This window comes from Cellulomonas xiejunii (assembly GCF_024508315.1).
Lineage (GTDB): Bacteria > Actinomycetota > Actinomycetes > Actinomycetales > Cellulomonadaceae > Cellulomonas > Cellulomonas xiejunii.
On record NZ_CP101987.1, the window covers coordinates 1868198 to 1885850 of the forward strand.

The 17653-nt window shown below is 73.1% G+C and carries 14 protein-coding genes; 6 read left to right on the forward strand and 8 right to left on the reverse strand.

All coding sequences use genetic code 11. From position 1 onward, the window contains the following. The first annotated feature begins 8 nt into the window (after window positions 1–8). The 3 genes from dxs to pflA all read left to right on the forward strand — a co-directional run bounded on the left by dxs (window position 9) and on the right by pflA (window position 5241). Entirely contained in the window at window positions 9–1886 is a 1878-nt protein-coding gene (gene dxs / locus NP048_RS08565; RefSeq protein WP_227578576.1) for a 1-deoxy-D-xylulose-5-phosphate synthase, read from the forward strand. Window positions 1887–2008: 122 nt separating this feature from the next. Next, window positions 2009–4279 (forward strand): formate C-acetyltransferase, encoded by a 2271-nt coding sequence (pflB, locus tag NP048_RS08570; RefSeq protein WP_227578577.1) that lies wholly within the window; start codon window positions 2009–2011, stop codon window positions 4277–4279. Between the two features lie 77 nt (window positions 4280–4356). After that, on the forward strand, window positions 4357–5241 hold the full coding sequence (gene pflA / locus NP048_RS08575) for a pyruvate formate-lyase-activating protein (RefSeq protein ID WP_227578578.1): 885 nt from the start codon (window positions 4357–4359) through the stop codon (window positions 5239–5241). Window positions 5242–5363: 122 nt separating this feature from the next. Here pflA and NP048_RS08580 read toward each other — a convergent pair whose 3' ends face one another. From NP048_RS08580 to NP048_RS08605, 6 genes are all read right to left on the reverse strand, one after another. Then, complete coding sequence (locus NP048_RS08580) at window positions 5364–6260, reverse strand: type IV toxin-antitoxin system AbiEi family antitoxin domain-containing protein (RefSeq protein ID WP_227578579.1); 897 nt, start codon at window positions 6258–6260, stop codon at window positions 5364–5366. A 373-nt stretch (window positions 6261–6633) separates the two neighbouring features. Further along, the gene (locus tag NP048_RS08585) at window positions 6634–8754 is read right to left on the reverse strand and encodes a 3-hydroxyacyl-CoA dehydrogenase NAD-binding domain-containing protein (protein ID WP_227578580.1); all 2121 of its coding nucleotides are present in this window, start codon (window positions 8752–8754) and stop codon (window positions 6634–6636) included. Beyond that, on the reverse strand, window positions 8751–9989 hold the full coding sequence (locus tag NP048_RS08590; protein ID WP_227578581.1) for a thiolase family protein: 1239 nt from the start codon (window positions 9987–9989) through the stop codon (window positions 8751–8753). Before NP048_RS08590 ends, NP048_RS08585 begins: the two co-directional genes overlap by 4 nt. Window positions 9990–10131: 142 nt before the next feature. Continuing rightward, entirely contained in the window at window positions 10132–11391 is a 1260-nt protein-coding gene (locus tag NP048_RS08595; RefSeq protein ID WP_227578582.1) for an HRDC domain-containing protein, read from the reverse strand. 139 nt (window positions 11392–11530) lie between these two features. Next, a complete protein-coding gene (locus tag NP048_RS08600; protein ID WP_255620471.1) occupies window positions 11531–11977 on the reverse strand; it encodes a LuxR C-terminal-related transcriptional regulator in 447 nt (148 codons plus the stop codon). Between the two features lie 140 nt (window positions 11978–12117). After that, window positions 12118–12699, reverse strand: coding sequence for a DUF3000 domain-containing protein (locus NP048_RS08605; RefSeq protein ID WP_227578583.1), 582 nt, complete (start codon window positions 12697–12699; stop codon window positions 12118–12120). A gap of 178 nt (window positions 12700–12877) precedes the next feature. Here NP048_RS08605 and gndA point away from each other — a divergent pair, with 178 nt between their 5' ends. The 3 genes from gndA to cuyB are packed head-to-tail and all read left to right on the forward strand — an operon-like array spanning window position 12878 to window position 16307. Further along, on the forward strand, window positions 12878–14332 hold the full coding sequence (gene gndA, locus NP048_RS08610; protein ID WP_227578584.1) for an NADP-dependent phosphogluconate dehydrogenase: 1455 nt from the start codon (window positions 12878–12880) through the stop codon (window positions 14330–14332). Further along, on the forward strand, window positions 14329–15585 hold the full coding sequence (locus NP048_RS08615) for a carboxylate--amine ligase (RefSeq protein ID WP_227578585.1): 1257 nt from the start codon (window positions 14329–14331) through the stop codon (window positions 15583–15585). The genes gndA and NP048_RS08615 overlap by 4 nt, the downstream gene beginning before the upstream one ends. After that, the gene (cuyB, locus tag NP048_RS08620; protein WP_227578586.1) at window positions 15582–16307 is read left to right on the forward strand and encodes a cysteate racemase; all 726 of its coding nucleotides are present in this window, start codon (window positions 15582–15584) and stop codon (window positions 16305–16307) included. The genes NP048_RS08615 and cuyB overlap by 4 nt, the downstream gene beginning before the upstream one ends. Window positions 16308–16329: 22 nt before the next feature. Here cuyB and NP048_RS08625 read toward each other — a convergent pair whose 3' ends face one another. Both NP048_RS08625 and NP048_RS08630 read right to left on the reverse strand, forming a co-directional pair. Beyond that, window positions 16330–16815, reverse strand: a complete 486-nt coding sequence (locus NP048_RS08625; protein ID WP_227578587.1) for a hypothetical protein — start codon at window positions 16813–16815, stop codon at window positions 16330–16332. Then, window positions 16812–17609: a dihydrofolate reductase family protein gene (locus NP048_RS08630; RefSeq protein ID WP_227578588.1), complete on the reverse strand. Its 798-nt coding sequence runs from the start codon at window positions 17607–17609 to the stop codon at window positions 16812–16814. Before NP048_RS08630 ends, NP048_RS08625 begins: the two co-directional genes overlap by 4 nt. Window positions 17610–17653: the final 44 nt, after the last annotated feature.

Sequence of the window (17653 nt, forward strand, 5' to 3'; positions counted from 1 at the left end):
AGGCCCACGTGGGGCTGCTCGACGGCATATCGTCACCGCAGGACGTGCGTCGGCTCACGACGCAGGAGGTCAGTGACCTCGCGGACGAGATCCGCGCGTTCCTCGTGGACCAGGTCTCGCGCACCGGGGGGCACCTCGGTCCGAACCTCGGCGTGGTCGAGCTGTCCATCGCGTTGCACCGCGTGTTCGACTCCCCGCGCGACACGATCGTGTTCGACACCGGGCACCAGGCCTACGTGCACAAGATGCTGACCGGTCGGCGGGACTTCTCGGGGCTGCGCCGGCGCGGCGGGATGTCGGGCTACCCGAGTCGGGCCGAGTCCGAGCACGACGTGGTGGAGAACTCCCACGCGTCGACTGCCCTGTCCTGGGCGGACGGCATCGCGAAGGGGCGCCAGCTGCGCGGCGAGAGCGACCGGCACACGGTCGCGGTGATCGGTGACGGCGCGCTCACCGGGGGGATGGCCTGGGAAGCGCTCAACAACATCGCCGCCGGCGTGGACCGTCGCCTGGTCATCGTCGTCAACGACAACGGACGGTCCTACGCGCCGACGATCGGCGGCCTCGCGCAGCACCTCGACACGCTGCGCACGACGCAGGGTTACGAGTCGGTGCTCACGTGGGGCAAGACGACGCTGCGGCGCTCGGGCCCGCCCGGACGGCTGGCCTACGAGGCGCTGCACGGCCTGAAGAAGGGCATCAAGGACGTCGTCGCACCGCAGGGCATGTTCGAGGACCTCGGCCTGAAGTACGTCGGCCCGGTCGACGGGCACGACGAGCAGGCCGTGGAGCACGCGCTGCGCCGCGCGCGGGCGTACGGCGGGCCCGTGATCGTGCACGTCATCACCGAGAAGGGGCGCGGCTACACGCCGGCCGAGCAGGACGTCGCGGACCGGTTCCACGCCGTCGGCAAGATCCACCCCGAGACGGGTCTGCCGCTCGCGCCCTCGCGCTTCGGCTGGACCAGCGTGTTCGCCGACGAGATCGTCCGGATCGGACGACGACGTCCCGACGTCGTCGCCATCACGGCGGCCATGCTGCAGCCGGTGGGGCTCGCGCCGTTCGCCGCCGAGTTCCCCGACCGGGTGTTCGACGTCGGGATCGCCGAGCAGCACGCGGCGACGTCCGCCGCGGGCATGGCCTTCGCAGGGCTCCACCCCGTCGTCGCCGTCTACGCGACCTTCCTGAACCGCGCGTTCGACCAGGTCCTCATGGACGTCGCGCTGCACCGCGCGGGTGTCACCTTCGTCCTCGACCGGGCCGGGATCACGGGTGACGACGGGGCCAGCCACAACGGCATGTGGGACCTCGCGATGCTCTCGATCGTCCCGGGCCTGCGGCTCGCCGCCCCGCGCGACGAGCCGACGCTGCGTGCCGCGCTGCGGCAGGCGGTCGACGTGGACGACGCCCCCACGGTCGTCCGCTACCCCAAGGGCACGATGGGGGACCCGGTCCCCGCGCTGGAGGACGTCGACGGCGTCGACGTCCTCGCGCGGCACGACGGTGACGCGAGTCGCGTCCTCGTCGTCGGGATCGGCTCGATGGTGGGCACGGCGCTCGCGGTCGGCGAGCTCGTCGCCGCGCACGGCGCGGCGGTCACGGTCGTCGACCCGCGGTGGGCACTGCCCGTGCCGACGGCGCTCGTGAAGCTCGTCGGTGAGCACGACCACGTCGTGACGCTCGAGGACGGGCTGGTCGACGGCGGCATCGGGTCGCTCCTGGCGCAGCGTGCGCGTGAGGCGAACATCGGCACGAGCGTGCAGTCGTTCGGCATCGCGGCGCGGTTCCTCGACCACGGGACGCCTGACGAGATCGTCGACGAGCTGCGGCTGGGGCCGCACGACGTCGCGGGGGATGTCCTGGCCGCGCTCCACGCCCGCGGGTGAACCCTGCCGGCGTGTGGCAGGCGTCACTGCGGCGACGGTCGACGGGGGACCGAGGTCCCAAGACATCCCATCATTTGATCCGTAGCGTCTGAGACATCGACCCGGACCCCAGGGAGACCCAGATGTCCATCACCTCCGTACCCAGTAACCGCAGCGACATTGCCGTACCCGCGGCCTGGGAGGGATTCGTCACGGGACCGTGGACCGACCAGGTCGACGTCCGTGACTTCATCCAGCGCAACTACACGCCCTACGAGGGCGACGCGAGCTTCCTCGCCGGACCCACGGCCCGCACCACGGGCATCTGGGCCAAGCTCTCGGAGATGTTCCCGGCCGAGCGTGAGAAGGGCGTCTACGACGTCGACCCCACCACGCCGTCGACCATCACGTCGCACGCCCCTGGCTACATCGACGAGGGCAACGAGGTCATCGTCGGCCTGCAGACCGACGCCCCGCTGAAGCGCGCCATCATCCCCAACGGCGGTTGGCGGATGGTGCAGACGTCGCTGGAGACCTACGGGTACGAGGCGCCGCAGGAGATCATCGACATCTACACGAAGTACCGCAAGACCCACAACGACGGGGTCTTCGACGTGTACCCGCCGAACGTCCGCGCCGCGCGCTCGTCCCACATCATTACTGGCCTGCCGGACGCCTACGGCCGCGGTCGCATCATCGGCGACTACCGCCGTGTCGCGCTGTACGGCGTCGACCAGCTCATCGCCGCCAAGAAGCTCGAGAAGGCCTCGCTCGACATGGAGCGGTCCGTCGAGGACGTCATCCGGGACCGCGAGGAGCTCTCCGAGCAGATCCGCGCGCTGGGCGAGCTCAAGCAGATGGCGGCCTCCTACGGCTACGACATCTCGCAGCCGGCGACCAACGCCCGCGAGGCCGTGCAGTGGCTGTACTTCGGCTACCTCGCCGCCGTGAAGGAGCAGAACGGCGCCGCGATGTCGCTGGGCCGCACCTCCACCTTCCTCGACGTGTACCTGCAGCGGGACATCGCCGCAGGCGTGCTGTCCGAGGAGCAGGCGCAGGAGATCATCGACGACTTCGTCATCAAGCTGCGCATCGTCCGCTTCCTGCGCACGCCGGAGTACGACCAGCTCTTCTCGGGCGACCCGACCTGGGTGACGGAGTCCATCGGCGGCATCGGCGAGGACGGGCGCCCGCTCGTCACGAAGACGTCGTTCCGGTTCCTGCAGACGCTGTACAACCTCGGCCCGGCCCCCGAGCCGAACATGACGGTGTTCTGGAGCGAGCGCCTGCCCGAGGGCTTCAAGCGGTTCTGCGCCCAGGTGTCGATCGACACGTCGGCCGTGCAGTACGAGTCCGACGAGCTCATCCGCGCCTCCTGGGGCGACGACGCGGCCATCGCGTGCTGCGTGTCCCCGATGCGGGTCGGCAAGCAGATGCAGTTCTTCGGTGCACGGGTCAACGTCGCCAAGGCGCTGCTCTACTCGATCAACGGTGGCCGTGACGAGATCACCGGCAAGCAGATCGCCCCGGTCAGCGCGCCCGTCGAGGGCGACGTGCTCGACTACGACGACGTGCTCGCCAAGTTCGACAAGACGCTCGACTGGCTGGCCGAGACGTACGTCGACGCGCTGAACTGCGTGCACTACATGCACGACAAGTACGCGTACGAGCGCATCGAGATGGCGCTGCACGACCGCACCGTCCTGCGGACGCTGGCCTGCGGCATCGCCGGTCTGTCCGTCGTCACGGACTCGCTGTCGGCGATGAAGTACGCCAAGGTGACGCCCCTGCGGACCGCGGACGGCCTCATCACGGAGTACGCGATCGAGGGCGACTTCCCGACGTACGGCAACGACGACGACCGGGCCGACGACATCGCGGTGTGGCTCGTGCGGCGCTTCATGGAGAAGATCCGCGCGGTGCCGACCTACCGCAACGCGCTGCACACGCAGTCGGTGCTGACGATCACGTCGAACGTCGTGTACGGCAAGAACACCGGGTCGACCCCCGACGGGCGCAAGCTCGGCGAGCCCTTCGCGCCTGGCGCCAACCCGATGAACGGCCGTGACACGCACGGCATGCTGGCATCCGCGCTGTCGGTCGCCAAGCTGCCGTACTCCGAGGCGCAGGATGGCATCTCGCTCACCTCGTCGATCGTGCCTTCCGGGCTCGGCCGGACGCCGGAGGAGCAGGTGACGAACCTCGTCGGTCTGCTGGACGCGTACGTGCTGTCCGCCGGGTACCACATGAACATCAACGTGCTGAACCGCGAGACGCTCGTGGATGCCATGGAGCACCCGGAGAACTACCCGCAGCTGACGATCCGCGTCTCGGGCTACGCCGTGAACTTCGTGCGGCTGACGCGCGAGCAGCAGCTCGACGTGCTGTCCCGCACGTTCCACGGCGGGGTCTGATCCACACGCCCGGCCCGGCGGTCCCACCGCCGGGCCGGGCGTCCGCATCCTGCACGACCGACCTGGGCGAGGCGACGATGACCAGCACCACCGAGCAGACCGGGGCACCGGTCGTGCCGCTCGGTCTGCCGCTCGTCGGCGGCTCGCACACGCGCACGCAGGGTCACGGGACCGCGGGCCTCGAGACGACGGAGGCCGAGCGCAGCGAGCGCCTCGCGGCGGTCCGCGAGGGGCGTGTGGGCTCCGTCCACTCCTGGGAGCTCGTGACCGCGGTCGACGGTCCGGGAACCCGTCTGACGGTCTTCCTGTCCGGGTGCCCGCTGCAGTGCCTGTACTGCCACAACCCCGACACGATGCAGATGCGCCGGGGGACCGACGTCTCCGCGGACGAGCTCCTCACCCGCATCGCGCGCTACCGCGGCGTGTTCAAGGCCACGGGTGGCGGCCTGACGATCTCCGGTGGTGAGCCGCTCATGCAGCCGGCGTTCGTCCGGCGTCTCGTGCGCGGTGCGGACGCCATGGACGTGCCGGTGGCGCTCGACACGTCCGGGTACCTCGGTGCCCAGGCCACTGACGAGATGCTCGACGACGTCTCACTCGTGCTGCTCGACGTGAAGTCCGGACTCCCGGACACGTACAAGCGGGTCACGGGCCGCGAGCTGCAGCCGACGCTCGACTTCGGCCGGCGCCTGGCCGCCCGCGGCAATCGCATGTGGATCCGGTTCGTCCTGGTCCCCGGCCTGACCGACGCGCCCGAGAACGTCGAGGCGGTCGCCGACTACGTGGCGTCCCTCGGTGAGGCCGTCGAGCGGGTCGAGGTGCTGCCGTTCCACCAGATGGGCCGTGACAAGTGGGCCGACCTGGGCCTTCGCTACGAGCTCGAGGACACCGAGCCCCCGTCGCACGAGACCACCGAGTCCGTCCGCGACGTCTTCCGCGCCCGCGGACTGCCGACGTTCTGACGCCCTCACCGCCCAGGGGCGTGAGAGTGCGATCCAGTCACCTCATGAGGGCGTGAGAGTGCGATCCAGTCACCCCGCTGAGGGCGTGAGAGTGCGATCCAGCGCCCGAGAGCCCGGGCGCGTCACCACTGCTGTCGAGCCATCAGCACACCCGTGAAGCCGATGAGCCCGGCCACGGTCCGCTCGAGGTCGTTGCGACGCCCCAGGACGTCTCCCCGGTGCACCCCGATCACGTTCCAGCCGAACCTTCGGGCCAGATCCCGCCGACGTCGGTCGTCGGCCACGAGCTGGGCGTGCGTCGCGTGATGGAACGCCTCACCGTCGTACTCGACGCCGACGCGCACGGCCGGGTAGCCCAGGTCGAGCCGGTAGACCTCCCGCCCGGCAGCATCGCGGATGCGGATCTGTGCCTGGGGACGAGGCAGCTCGGCCTCGACGAGGCGGAGGCGCAGCCACGACTCGCCGGCTGACTCCGTGGCCGGTTCGCACTCCTCGATCACGAACCGCGCGCGTGCGATGTTGCGCGCGCCGGCCAGGAGGCGCGCGCGTCGCTCGAGGTCGGGTGGGTCGACGTGTCCCTGGTGCGCGTACGCGTCGACAGCGGCCAGTGCGAGGAACCGCGGGGCGTAGCGGGCCAGGTCGAGCGCGGTTCGCGCCGGTGTGGTCGCCGGGACCCCGCGCACCACATGGACGTCGTCCTGCGGGGCGTCGCTGACCCAGCACCGCTGACCCGAGCGCCGAACGCGAGACACTCCCACCGGCACGACGCACTGGAGGGCCGGGGGCTGCAGGTGCAGGCCAGGCGCCCTGGTGTCGATGCCGTGCAGCCATGCCGCCGACTCCCTGCACACGGCGCCGACCGGCGGCAGCACCGTGCTGATCGCGCGGGCACGCACCTCGGGGTCGTCGAGCGCCGAGCGGCGCACGAGCACGCTGCGGAACATCTGCACGTAGTCGCCGGACTGCTCGAGGCGATGGATCGCCTTCCACGACCTGCCCGCGGCGCGGAGCTCCCTCATGTCGATCACGGTCGCACTGGTCATGACGGGGACACTGCCGTGGGTGCCGTCCCCGGCGGTCCCGGAACCCCTGACCTGTGGAATGGGAGCGCTGGCCGCGGGGCTGTGGTCGCCTCGCCCCACAGCCCTGCTAGCCGTGTCGTGGTGTCCCAGCCGGAGGGGGTGGCTGGATCGAACTCTCACCACCGTGGGGGTGGCTGGATTGCTCTCTCACGACCGTGACGGTGGCTGGATTGCTCTCTCACGACCGTGACGGTGGCTGGATTGCTCTCTCACGACCGTGAGGGTGGCTGGATTGCTCTCTCACCACTGGGGGTGGCTGGATTGCTCTCTCACCACGGGGTGAGAGAGCAATCCAGTTCTGGGGAGCGGGTCAGGGGGTCGGGACGTTGGCCATGCCGTCCGGCAGGAGGCGGCGGCCAAGGACCCGCTCGCTGTAGCCGGTGCGGTCCAGGTGCGGCGTGATGCCCCCGAGGTGGAAGCCCCACCCGGCGCCCAGGATCATGCAGAGGTCGATCTGCTGCGGCGTGGCCACGACGCCTTCCTCGAGCATGAGGCCGACCTCGACCGTGAGGGCGGTCAGGACGGCGTCGAGCACCCCGGCCCGGTCGAGCGGGGTGGCGTCGGCAGGAGCCTCGCGGGCCGCGTCGAAGACCGCCTGCACGGCCGGGTCGACACCCTGGGGCAGGCCCTTGGCGGGTGCGGGTGTGACGACGCGCGCGCCCTCGGCGACGAGCTTCTCGAGGCCGGGGGAGCGGGGGAACCGCTCGCCCAGGTCCTCGCGGAGCGAGGTCAGGACGTGCAGGCCGACCGCGGGGCCGACGAGGTCGAACAGCTCGAAGGGCGGCATCGGCAGGCCGAGCGGGTCCAGCGCCCGGTCTGCTTCCTCGACCGGCGTCCCGTGCTCGACGGCGTCGACGATGATGCCGAGCAGCAGCACCAGCAGGCGGTTGACGACGAACCCGGGGCGGTCCTTGACGAGGACGGCGGTCTTGCGCAGCCGGGCGACCACGGCGAACGCCGTCGCCAGCGCCTCGTCTGCGGTGCGCTCCGCCTGCACCACCTCGACGAGCGGCATCGCCGCGACGGGGTTGAAGAAGTGCAGCCCGACGACGCGCTCGGGGTGCTGGAGGTCGGCTGCCATGCGCGTGACCGACAAGGCCGAGGTGTTCGTCGCGAGGATCGTGTCCGGCGCGACGACGCCCTCGAGCTCCGCGAAGACCCGCTTCTTCAGGTCGAGCACCTCGGTGACGGCCTCGATCACCAGGTCGCAGCCGGCGAAGACGGCGATGTCCGTCGACCCGGTGACCTGCGCGACGATGCGTGCGCCCGCGTCGGACGTCATGCGTCCCGAGGACACGAGGCGCTCGACCGTGGAGCGGACGGTCCGAAGGCCCTGCTCGACGCGGGCCTCGTCGAGGTCCCGCATGACGACGGGCACGCCGAGCCGCTGTGCGAACAGCAGTGCGATCTGCGCGGCCATGAGCCCCGCGCCGACCACGCCGACCCGCGTGACCGGCCGCGCCAGCTGCCCGTCGGGCGCGCCCGTCGGCTTCTTGCCGCCCTGGACCAGGCCGAACGCGTAGACGCTCGCGCGCATCTCGTCGCTCAGGATGAGGTCGGCCAGCGCCTCGTCCTCGGCCGCGAACGCGCTGTCCTTGTCGGCGTCGCGCGCGGCGGCCATGAGGTCGAGCGCACGCCCCGGTGCCGGACGCGACCCGTGGACGACCGCGTCGAGGCGGGCGCGTGCGGCCGCCACGGCGGCGTCCCACGTCGCGGCGTCGTCGAGCGGGCGTCGCTCCACCGTGACCTCGCCCGACAGCACGCGCGCCGCCCAGCGCACCGACTCCTCGAGGAAGTCCGCCGGGTCCAGCACGGCGTCGACGAGGCCGATCTGGGCGGCCTGCTGCGCGGTGTACGGCTTGTTGGCGCCCGGGCGTGTGAGGACGACCTCCAGGGCCTTCTCGATGCCCACGAGCCGCGGCACGAGGTACGCGCCGCCCCAGCCCGGCACGAGGCCGAGCCCGGTCTCGGGCAGGGCGAGGGCCCGCACGTCGGCGGACGCCGTGCGGTAGTCGCAGTTGAGCGCGACCTCGAGGCCACCGCCGAGGGCGACGCCGTTGACGAACGCGAAGGTGGGGACGCCCAGCTCGCCCAGGAGCCGGTACGCCTCGTGCCCGCGGCGACCCAGCGCGAGCGCCTCGTCGCGCGTCGTGACGCCGGCGACCTGCATGAGGTCGGCGCCTGCGGCGAGGAAGTACGGCTTGCCGGTCACGGCCAGCGCCGCGATCTGCCCGGCGTGCGCGCGCTCCTGCTGCGCGCGGAGCACGGACGTGAGCTCGGCGATGCCCTGGGGGCCGAGGGTGGTCGGCTTGGTGTGGTCCAGGCCGTTGTCCAGCGTGACGAGCGCGAGGGTGCCCAGGTCGCCCGGCAGGCGCACGTCGCGTACGAGGGAGTGGGTGACGCGCTCGGGGCGCGGTGCGGACGTGCTCATCGGGCGGCCTCCTCGGCGTCGAAGCTCGGGTTCTCCCAGACGACGGTGCCGCCCTGGCCCAGTCCGACGCACATCGTCGTGATGCCGTACCGGACCTCGGGGTGCTGCTCGAACTGGCGCGCGAGCTGCGTCATCAGCCGCACGCCGGACGACGCGAGGGGGTGGCCCACCGCGATGGCGCCGCCGTACGGGTTGACGCGCGGGTCGTCGTCGGCGATGCCGAACGCGTCGAGGAACGACAGCACCTGGACCGCGAACGCCTCGTTGATCTCGATCAGCCCGATGTCGTCGATCGTCAGCCCGGCACGCTCGAGCGCCTTGTGGGTCGCAGGCACCGGGCCCAGGCCCATGACCTCGGGCTCGACGCCGGCGTAGGCGAACGACACCAGGCGCATGCGCACCGGCAGACCGAGCTCCACGGCGACGTCCTCGGCAGCCAGCAGGCACGCGGCCGCGCCGTCGGTCAGCGGGGCGGACGTGCCGGCGGTGACCCGTCCACCGGGCCGGAACGGCGTCGGCAGGGCGGCGATCGCCTCGACCGTGGTGCCGGGGCGCGGGGGCTCGTCCGCGGTGGCCAGGCCCCAGCCGTGCTCCGGGTCGCGCAGCGCGACGGGCACGAGGTCCGGCTCGATGTGCCCGGCGGCGAGGGCGGCGGCGTACCTCTCCTGGCTGGCGACGCCGTACGCGTCGGCGCGCTCGCGCGTCAGGGCCGGGAAACGGTCGTGCAGGTTCTCCGCGGTCACCCCCATGTTCAGCGCGTCGGGCGCCACCAGCCGCTCGGCGAGGAACCGCGGGTTCGGGTCGGCGTCGAAGCCCATGGGGTGGTGACCCATGTGCTCGACGCCGCCTGCGATGGTGACGTCCTGCGCGCCGAAACCGATCGCGGCGGCCGTCGTCGTCACGGCCGTCATGGCACCCGCGCACATGCGGTCGATCGCGAACCCGGGGACCGTCGCCGGCAGGCCCGCGAGCATCGCGACCGTGCGGCCGAGCGTCAGTCCCTGGTCGCCCTGCTGGGTCGTGGCTGCCAGCGCCACGTCGTCGACGCGCTCGGCGGGCAGCTGCGGGTGGCGGCGCAGCAGCTCCCGGACGGTCTTGACGGCCAGGTCGTCGGCGCGCGTGTGCGCGTACAGGCCGTCCTTCCGGGCGCGGCCGAACGGGGTGCGTACCCCGTCGACGAAGACGACACGGCGGGCGGCGGGCACCCGGGCGTCGGGGTGGGACGTGATCGGCATCGGTCCTCCTGGGGGACGGCGGTGTCCGGGGGAGCGGCGCGCAGCGCTGCGCGGGGTGCGTGGGCAGGGACCATCGTCCCTGGACAGGCGAAGTTACTCAAGAGTAACTAGCGGCGCAAGACGGCCGCGTCCCCGGCGGACCTCAGGAGTCGGCGAGCTCCGTCGCCAGACGTCCGGCGAGCAGCTCGACCTGCCACGCGCGCGCACCACCTGCCGTCATCGCCGCAGCGATGCCGGCCTCGTCCGCCGGCCTGGGCGGCGACCAGCACAGACGCCGCAGCAGGTCGGGCTGCACCAGGTTCTCCACCGGGACGGTGTGCTCCAGCGAGAGGTCCGCGACGAGCGCGCGGGCTGCCGCGAGCCGGCGCGCTGCGGCGGGGTCGCGGTCGGCCCACACGCGGGCCGGCGGCGGTCCGTCGGTCGCAGGACCTCGCGCGCTGGGCAGCTCGTCGTCGGGCAGCGCGACGGCACGGTCGATCGCCGACTGCCACAGCGCGGCCCGCCGACGCGTCCCCTTGCCCGCGAAGGGCGGCAGCGCGACCAGCTGCCCCACCGTGCGGGGCAGCGCCTGGGCCGCCGCGACGATCGCAGCGTCGGGCAGGACACGGCCGGGGGAGATGTCGCGCTCGCGGGCGTTGCGGTCACGCGTCGCGTACAGCTCGCGGACGACGGCGAGGCGCCGCCTGTCGCGGACGTTGTGGAGGCCGGAGACCCGCCGCCACGGCTCGGCACGGGGAGCCGCCGGCGGCGCCGTCCGGACCGCCTCGAACTCCTGGCGCGCCCACTCCGCCTTCCCCGACACGGCGAGCCGCTCGGCCAGCACCTGCCGGACCTCGACCAGCACCTCCACGTCGAGGGCGGCGTACCGCAGCCACTCCGCCGGCAGGGGGCGGGTCGACCAGTCCACGGCGGAGTGCTCCTTGGCCAGCCCCAGCCCCAGCGTGTCGGCGACGACCGCGGCGAGCCCGACGCGCTCCATGCCCAGCAGCCGCGCCGCGAGCTCGGTGTCGAAGACGCGGGACGGGTGCATGCCCTGCTCCGCGAGACCCGGCAGGTCCTGGGAGGCCGCGTGCAGCACCCACTCGACGCCGACGAGAGCATCCGACAGGGCGGACAGGTCCGGCAGTGCGATCGGGTCGATGAGGGCCGTACCCGCGTCCTCACGCCGCAGCTGCACGAGGTAGGTGCGCTGCCCGTAGCGGTAGCCGGACGCCCGCTCGGCATCGACGGCGACCGGGCCGGTCCCCGCGGCGAACGCCGCGATCGTCGCCTCGAGCGCCGCCGGCGTGGCGACGACGGCCGGGACGCCGTCCGCGGGTTCGAGCAACGGGACGACGACGGGCTCTGTCACGTCAGGGCGCTCGTCCGCACCTGTGGTGTCCCGCGACGCCTCGGCCTTCATGCCCACAACCGTAGGCGACTGCGGCGGTGCCTCCGTGCAGCCGCGGGGCGCGTCGTGCGTGCCGCGACACGGGCGCCCGTCCGCACGGGCGTCGACGTCATGCCCGCTGCGACCACCTGCGACCGGTCCGTCGGGACGTTCAGTCGATCATCCGGGTGCGGATCGCGATGGCGACCAGCTCCGCCCGGTCGCCCGTGCCGAGCTTGCGCGAGATGCGCGCGAGGTGGCTCTTGACCGTGAGGGCCGACAGGCCCAGCTCCTCGCCGATGAGACGGTTCGTGCGCCCCTCGGCGACACGCGCCAGCACGCTGAGCTCGCGCGCGCTGAGCTCGGCGGTCGGCAGCGACGGCGCGGGTGCCTGGCGCTGCGGGGCGGCTGACGCCTCCGTCGTGCTGGCGACGCCCCCACGCAGCCCGCCGGCGAGCAGCGTGCGCAGCTCCTGACGGCCGGCGCGCCGAGCGAGCACCACCACGCGGTGGGCGCCCCGCCGGCGCAGGGCCCGGACCAGGGTCTCGCCCTCACCGTCGGCGATCTGCGTGACGACCACGCACATGGGGTGACGGGCGGGGCCGGTGGTCGGGGTCATGCGCCGCGTCGTGGGCAGGGCGGCGACGCCCGGCGCCCGACGTGCCGGGAGGTCTCGGACGTCGCGTCGAAGAGGCTCGATGGTCACGTCCGGTGCATCGGCAGCGGTGGCGACGGACTTGAGCCGGTGCATGAGCGCCCTCAGCGGCGCGGGAGCGGCACGACGCCCTCGGGCAGCGGCGGCAGACCCGCGGCCGTGCACATCAGGGTCGACCAGGCCGTCAGGTGCGGTCCGAGCTGCTCGTCCCAGGACGTCCACGACGCGCGGATCTCCAGCTCGGTCTGCTCGTCGCGCCGGTCGAGCGCGCCGAAGCTCTGCGACAGCACGCGCGTCACGGTGCCGCCGGCCGCGTGCGGGTCGACGCCCGCCGACGCCAGCGCGTCGCGGAACCACGACCACGCGACCTCCGCGAGCAGGGGGTCCGCACCGACCTCGGCCTCGAGGCTCGCCCGCACGAGCGTGACGAGCCGGAACGACCCCTCCCACGCCTCCTGGCCCTCGGGGTCGTACAGCACGACGAAGCGCCCCGAGGCCAGGTCCTCCGCGGCGACCGAACGACGTGCGGTCCGGACCTCGGCCGTGAGCGCAGCCGAGAACGGCGCGATCCGGGCGGGACCGGGTACCTCGTCGAGCACGATCTCGGGCCGCAGGGGTACACCACGCAGTGAACGCAGGGCACGGACGAACTCGGCGGGGACGTCCTCGGGTCCGGCTGGGGTCACGCGGCGAGCGTACGGTGACGCCGCGCGTCTCGGTCCCCGGCACGCCGACGGCGCGCGGCCCTGCGCGCACTAGGCTCGTCGACGCATCCGCACGTCTCGCTCGTGCCGGTGCCGGCCCCCAGGCGCGGCACCGCCACACGGTGTCGCGTGCTCACCCGGCATGAAGGAGCGCTCTGTGATGTCAGTCCCGTCGTCGGCCGTCGGAACCGCGCAGATCGGCGTCACCGGGTTGGCCGTCATGGGCCGCAACCTGGCCCGCAACTTCGCGCGGCACGGGTACACGGTCGCCGTCCACAACCGCACGTACGCGCGCACGCAGTCGCTGGTCGCCGACCACGCGAGCGACGGCACGTTCGTCCCGTCGGAGTCGATGGCGGACTTCGTGGCGTCCCTCGCGCGGCCGCGCAAGGTCGTCGTCATGGTGCAGGCCGGTGCCCCGACCGACGCCGTGATCGACGAGCTCGTGCCGCTGCTGGAGCCCGGTGACATCGTCGTGGACGCCGGCAACGCGCACTTCCCCGACACGATCCGCCGGGAGGCGGCCCTGCGCGACAAGGGCCTGCACTTCGTGGGCACGGGTGTGTCGGGCGGCGAGGAGGGTGCGCTCAACGGCCCGTCGATCATGCCCGGCGGGACGACGGAGTCCTACGAGTCGCTGGGCCCGATCCTCGAGGCGATCTCGGCGAAGGTCGACGGCGTGCCGTGCTGCACGCACGTCGGGCCTGACGGAGCCGGGCACTTCGTCAAGATGGTGCACAACGGCATCGAGTACGCCGACATGCAGCTCATCGCCGAGGCGTACGACCTGCTCCGCAGCGGCCTCGGTGCGTCCGCGCCGGAGATCGGTGAGGTCTTCGCGGCGTGGAACACCGGTGACCTGGAGTCGTTCCTCATCGAGGTGACCGCCGAGGTCCTCGCGCACACCGACGCCGCGACCGGGCGCCCGTTCGTCGACGTCGTCGCCGACGCCGCCGAGCAGAAGGGCACCGGCCGCTGGACCGTCCAGAACGGCCTCGAGCTGGGCGTGCCGATCACCGGCATCGCCGAGGCCACGTTCGCACGGGCGCTGTCCGGCTCCGCGCCGCAGCGCGCTGCCGCACGCGGCGTCCTGCCGGCCGACACCCTGGCGTGGAACATCCCCGACCCCGGCGCGTTCATGGAGGACGTCCGCCTGGCGCTGTACGCGTCGAAGGTCGTGGCCTACTCGCAGGGCTTCGACCAGATCGCGGCCGCCAGCGCGCAGTACGGCTGGGACATCGACCGGGGTGCGATGGCACGGATCTGGCGGGGCGGCTGCATCATCCGCGCCAAGTTCCTCGACCGCATCACGCAGGCGTACGAGCGCGACCCGAACCTGCCGCTGCTCCTGGCGGACCCGTACTTCACGGCGGCCGTCGCGAACGGCGTCGCCGCGTGGCGTCGTGTCGTGTCCGCTGCGGCCGCGCACGGCGTCCCGACGCCCGCCTTCTCGTCGTCCCTCGCGTACTACGACGGCGTGCGCGCCGAGCGGCTGCCCGCCAACCTCATCCAGGCGCAGCGGGACTTCTTCGGTGCGCACACGTACCGCCGCACGGACCGCGACGGGACCTTCCACACGGACTGGTCCGGCGACCGCGCCGAGCAGACCTGGTGAGCCGGCGCACGGGGGCACAGGTCCCCGCGCCGCGGCTGCAGCCGGTCGTCCTGGGCGGCGACGTGGGTGCGTACTCGCTGGCGCGCACGTTCCACGAGGCGTACGGCGTGCGCTCGGTCGTGGTGTCGTCGGTCTCGACGGGCCTCGTGCGGCACTCCCGGATCCTCGAGAACGTCGTGGAACCGGGGATCGACGACGGGCCGACCGTGGTCCGACGCCTGCGGGAGGTCGCGGAGCAGCACCCCGGCACCGACCGGGTGCTGCTCGGCAGCGCCGACTGGCTGGTCCGCACGATCGTCGAGAACCGCGCGCAGCTCGAGGACCTCTACACGATCCCGTACGTCGACGTGGCGACGCTCGACCGGGTCACGGACAAGGTGCTCTTCGGCGAGCTCTGCGCCGAGCTCGGCATCGACCACCCCGCGACCGTCGTGCACGACGTGCAGGGCGGTGGCACGCCGGACACCTCGGCGCTGCGCTTCCCGGTGATCGCCAAGGCCGCGGACACCGCGGCGTACCACCTGGTCGAGTTCCCGGGGAAGAAGAAGGTCTTCACCGTCGACTCGCCCGCGCAGCTCGCCGACCTGCTCGCCCGCGTGCAGGCGTCGGGGTACCAGGGTCGGTTCGTCGTGCAGGACCTCATCCCGGGCGACGACTCCGGCATGCGGATCCTCACGTGCTACAGCGACGCGGGCGGCACGGTGCGGTTCTCCGGGTTCGGGCACGTGCTCCTCGAGGAGCACACCCCGGGCGCACTGGGGAACCCGGCCGGCATCATCACGGGGCACGACGAGCAGATCGTCGCGCAGGCGGTCCGGCTGCTCGAGCACCTCGGGTGGACCGGCTACGCCAACTTCGACCTGAAGTACGACCCGCGTGACGGGCGCACGGTGTTCTTCGAGCTCAACCCGCGGCTCGGGCGGTCGAACTTCTACCTCACCGCCGGCGGGCGCAACACCGCCGAGCTGTACGTGCGCGAGCACGTCCAGGGGCTCGACCCGCTGCCGGACGGCGCCCCCGACCACCTCACCGAGCCGCACCTGTACACGGTGCTGCCACGGTGGCTCCTGCGCCGGTACGTCGCCGACCCGGCGCTGCGTGCGCGCACCCGCGCGCTGGGGCGCGCCGGACGCGCCACCAACCCGTTGTGGTACCGCGCCGAGACCGACCCGCGGCGGCTGGCGTACCTTGCGGTCGCGCAGGCCAACCAGGTGCGCAAGTACCGGCGGTACTACCCGACGGGCGGCGCGTGAGCGTGGCACCGGCCCGCGGCCGGGTCGAGGTCGGCGTCATCGGCGGCGTCGGCCCGGCCGCGACGGTGTGCTTCCTCGACCTCGTCGTCCGGCACACCGCCGCCGAGCGCGACCAGGACCACGTCGACCTGGTCGTGCTCCAGCACTCGACGATCCCGGACCGCACGGCGTACATCCTGGGGCGCTCGGACGAGGACCCGGGGCCCGTCATGGCGGACGACGCCCGGCGCCTCGAGCGGCTCGGCGTCGGCTTCGTGGTCGTCCCGTGCAACACCGCGCACCACTTCACCGACGAGGTCGCGGCCGCCGTCGACGTGCCGGTGCTCAGCATCGTGGACGAGACGGCCGACGAGGTCGCAGCCCGGCCCGGCACGGCCCGCGTGGGCGTCCTCGCGACGAGCGGTACCCTCGCCGCGCACGTGTACCAGCGGGCCTTCGAGGTGCGCGGCCTGCAGACCCTGGTCCCCGACGACGCCGACCAGGAGGCCGTCATGGGGATCATCTACGACCAGGTCAAGGCCGGTCTGCCGGCCGACGTCGCGGCGCTGCACGCCGTCGCCGACCGGCTGCGCGCGCGCGGGGCCGACGTCGTCGTCCTCGGGTGCACCGAGCTGTCGGTCGTCGCCGCCGCGCACGACCTGCTCGCCGACGACCGGTACGTCGACTCCCTGGACGTGCTGGCGCGTCGCACCGTGGAGCGCGCGGGGTACCCCCTGCGCTGAGGTGCGCCTCTGCGACGGCCGGTCAGCCGAGCTCGCTGGTCCCCGAGTAGAGGTGGAGCACGGGGACGTGCAGCTCCTCGCGGGCCCGCGAGGCCCAGTCGGTGTGGAAGGTGTCCTCCACCATGTGCGGGTACGTCACGACGACGACCTCACGCACGTCACCGCCGGCGACGGCGCTGCGCAGTGCGGGCAACGGGTCGTCGTCCGTGACCTCACCCGTCGCGGTCCGTCCCGCGGCGGTGAACGCCGCGACGCTGCCGGCGATCTGCTGCGCCGCGGTCTCGCGCGCCTGCGTGCGGCTGGGCTCGTGGCCGGTAGCCCGGTCCCAGGCCTCGCGCAGCTCGCCCATGCTCAGTGCGTCGATGATCCAGGGGACGAGGGGGCGTTCGGTGTCGGCGGGCACGAGCACCCGGTAGCTGGGCGTCTCGTCGGGGTGCAGACCCACGATCTGGCGGACGTCGGACTCGGCGAGGGTGTCCTCGGTGAGGACGAGGATGGTGGCGGTCACGTCCCCGAGCCTACGGGTGCACGCAGGTCCCAGCAGGCCAGGAGCGTGCCGTCGCTCGCGTGCAGCAGGTGGCGCAGCCACGCCCGACGGGCCGGGTCGAGCGCGGACGCGCCCATCGCGGGCCGGGGCGCGTCGCCCGCGAGCAGCAGCGGGCTGGTCGTCAGGCACAGCTCGTCGACGACGTCGGCGGCGAGCAGGTCGGCCAGCAGGCGCGGTCCGCCCTCGGCCAGCACGTGCCGCAGGCCCCGCGCACCCAGGACGTGGACGGCCGCCCGCAGATCGGGGGAGTCGGGGTCACGTGCGCCCGGCACGACCAGTGCCCGGTCGGCCCCGACCGCTGCGCGGGCCCGCTCGGCGCCGCCCGCTCCCGTCACGACGAACGGCGGGTGGGGGCCGCCTCGCAGGCCCCTCGGCACGTCGCCGCGGCGGGTGACCACGGCGAGCTCGATCCGTGGTGCCAGCCCGGCGGCCTCACGCGCGGCGCGCAGGTGGGCGGCGACCGGGAGCTCCCGGTAGCCCTCGGCCCGCACGGTGCCGGCCCCGACGAGCACGACGTCGGCCAGGGCCCGGAGCACCGCGAACACCCGGCGGTCCGCCGGTGTGCCGAGCGAGCCGGAACGACCGTCGGTCCCGGTCGCAGCACCGTCGATGCTCGCCACCATGTTCGCGCGGACGCGTGCGTCGGCACGCTCACGCGCGAAGAGGCGCACGAGGTCGCCGTCGCCCGGCGGCGCAGCGAGCCGCCGGTCGTCGCGCGCGGGCACCAGGAGGTCGAGCTCGACGTCGGCGGGCACGCGCCCAGGCTAGGGGCACGGCCCGCCGCAGCACGCGAGGCGCC

What these genes read in the sequence shown, in the direction of transcription:
- pflB (WP_227578577.1), top strand. Translation starts at nt 2,009, where the DNA reads ATGTCCATCACCTCCGTACCCAGTAACCGCAGCGACATTGCCGTACCC.
- pflA (WP_227578578.1), top strand. Translation starts at nt 4,357, where the DNA reads ATGACCAGCACCACCGAGCAGACCGGGGCACCGGTCGTGCCGCTCGGT.
- NP048_RS08580 (WP_227578579.1), bottom strand. Translation starts at nt 6,260, where the DNA reads ATGAGGGAGCTCCGCGCCGCGGGCAGGTCGTGGAAGGCGATCCATCGC.
- NP048_RS08585 (WP_227578580.1), bottom strand. Translation starts at nt 8,754, where the DNA reads ATGAGCACGTCCGCACCGCGCCCCGAGCGCGTCACCCACTCCCTCGTA.
- NP048_RS08590 (WP_227578581.1), bottom strand. Translation starts at nt 9,989, where the DNA reads ATGCCGATCACGTCCCACCCCGACGCCCGGGTGCCCGCCGCCCGCCGT.
- NP048_RS08595 (WP_227578582.1), bottom strand. Translation starts at nt 11,391, where the DNA reads ATGAAGGCCGAGGCGTCGCGGGACACCACAGGTGCGGACGAGCGCCCT.
- NP048_RS08600 (WP_255620471.1), bottom strand. Translation starts at nt 11,977, where the DNA reads ATGACCCCGACCACCGGCCCCGCCCGTCACCCCATGTGCGTGGTCGTC.
- gndA (WP_227578584.1), top strand. Translation starts at nt 12,878, where the DNA reads ATGTCAGTCCCGTCGTCGGCCGTCGGAACCGCGCAGATCGGCGTCACC.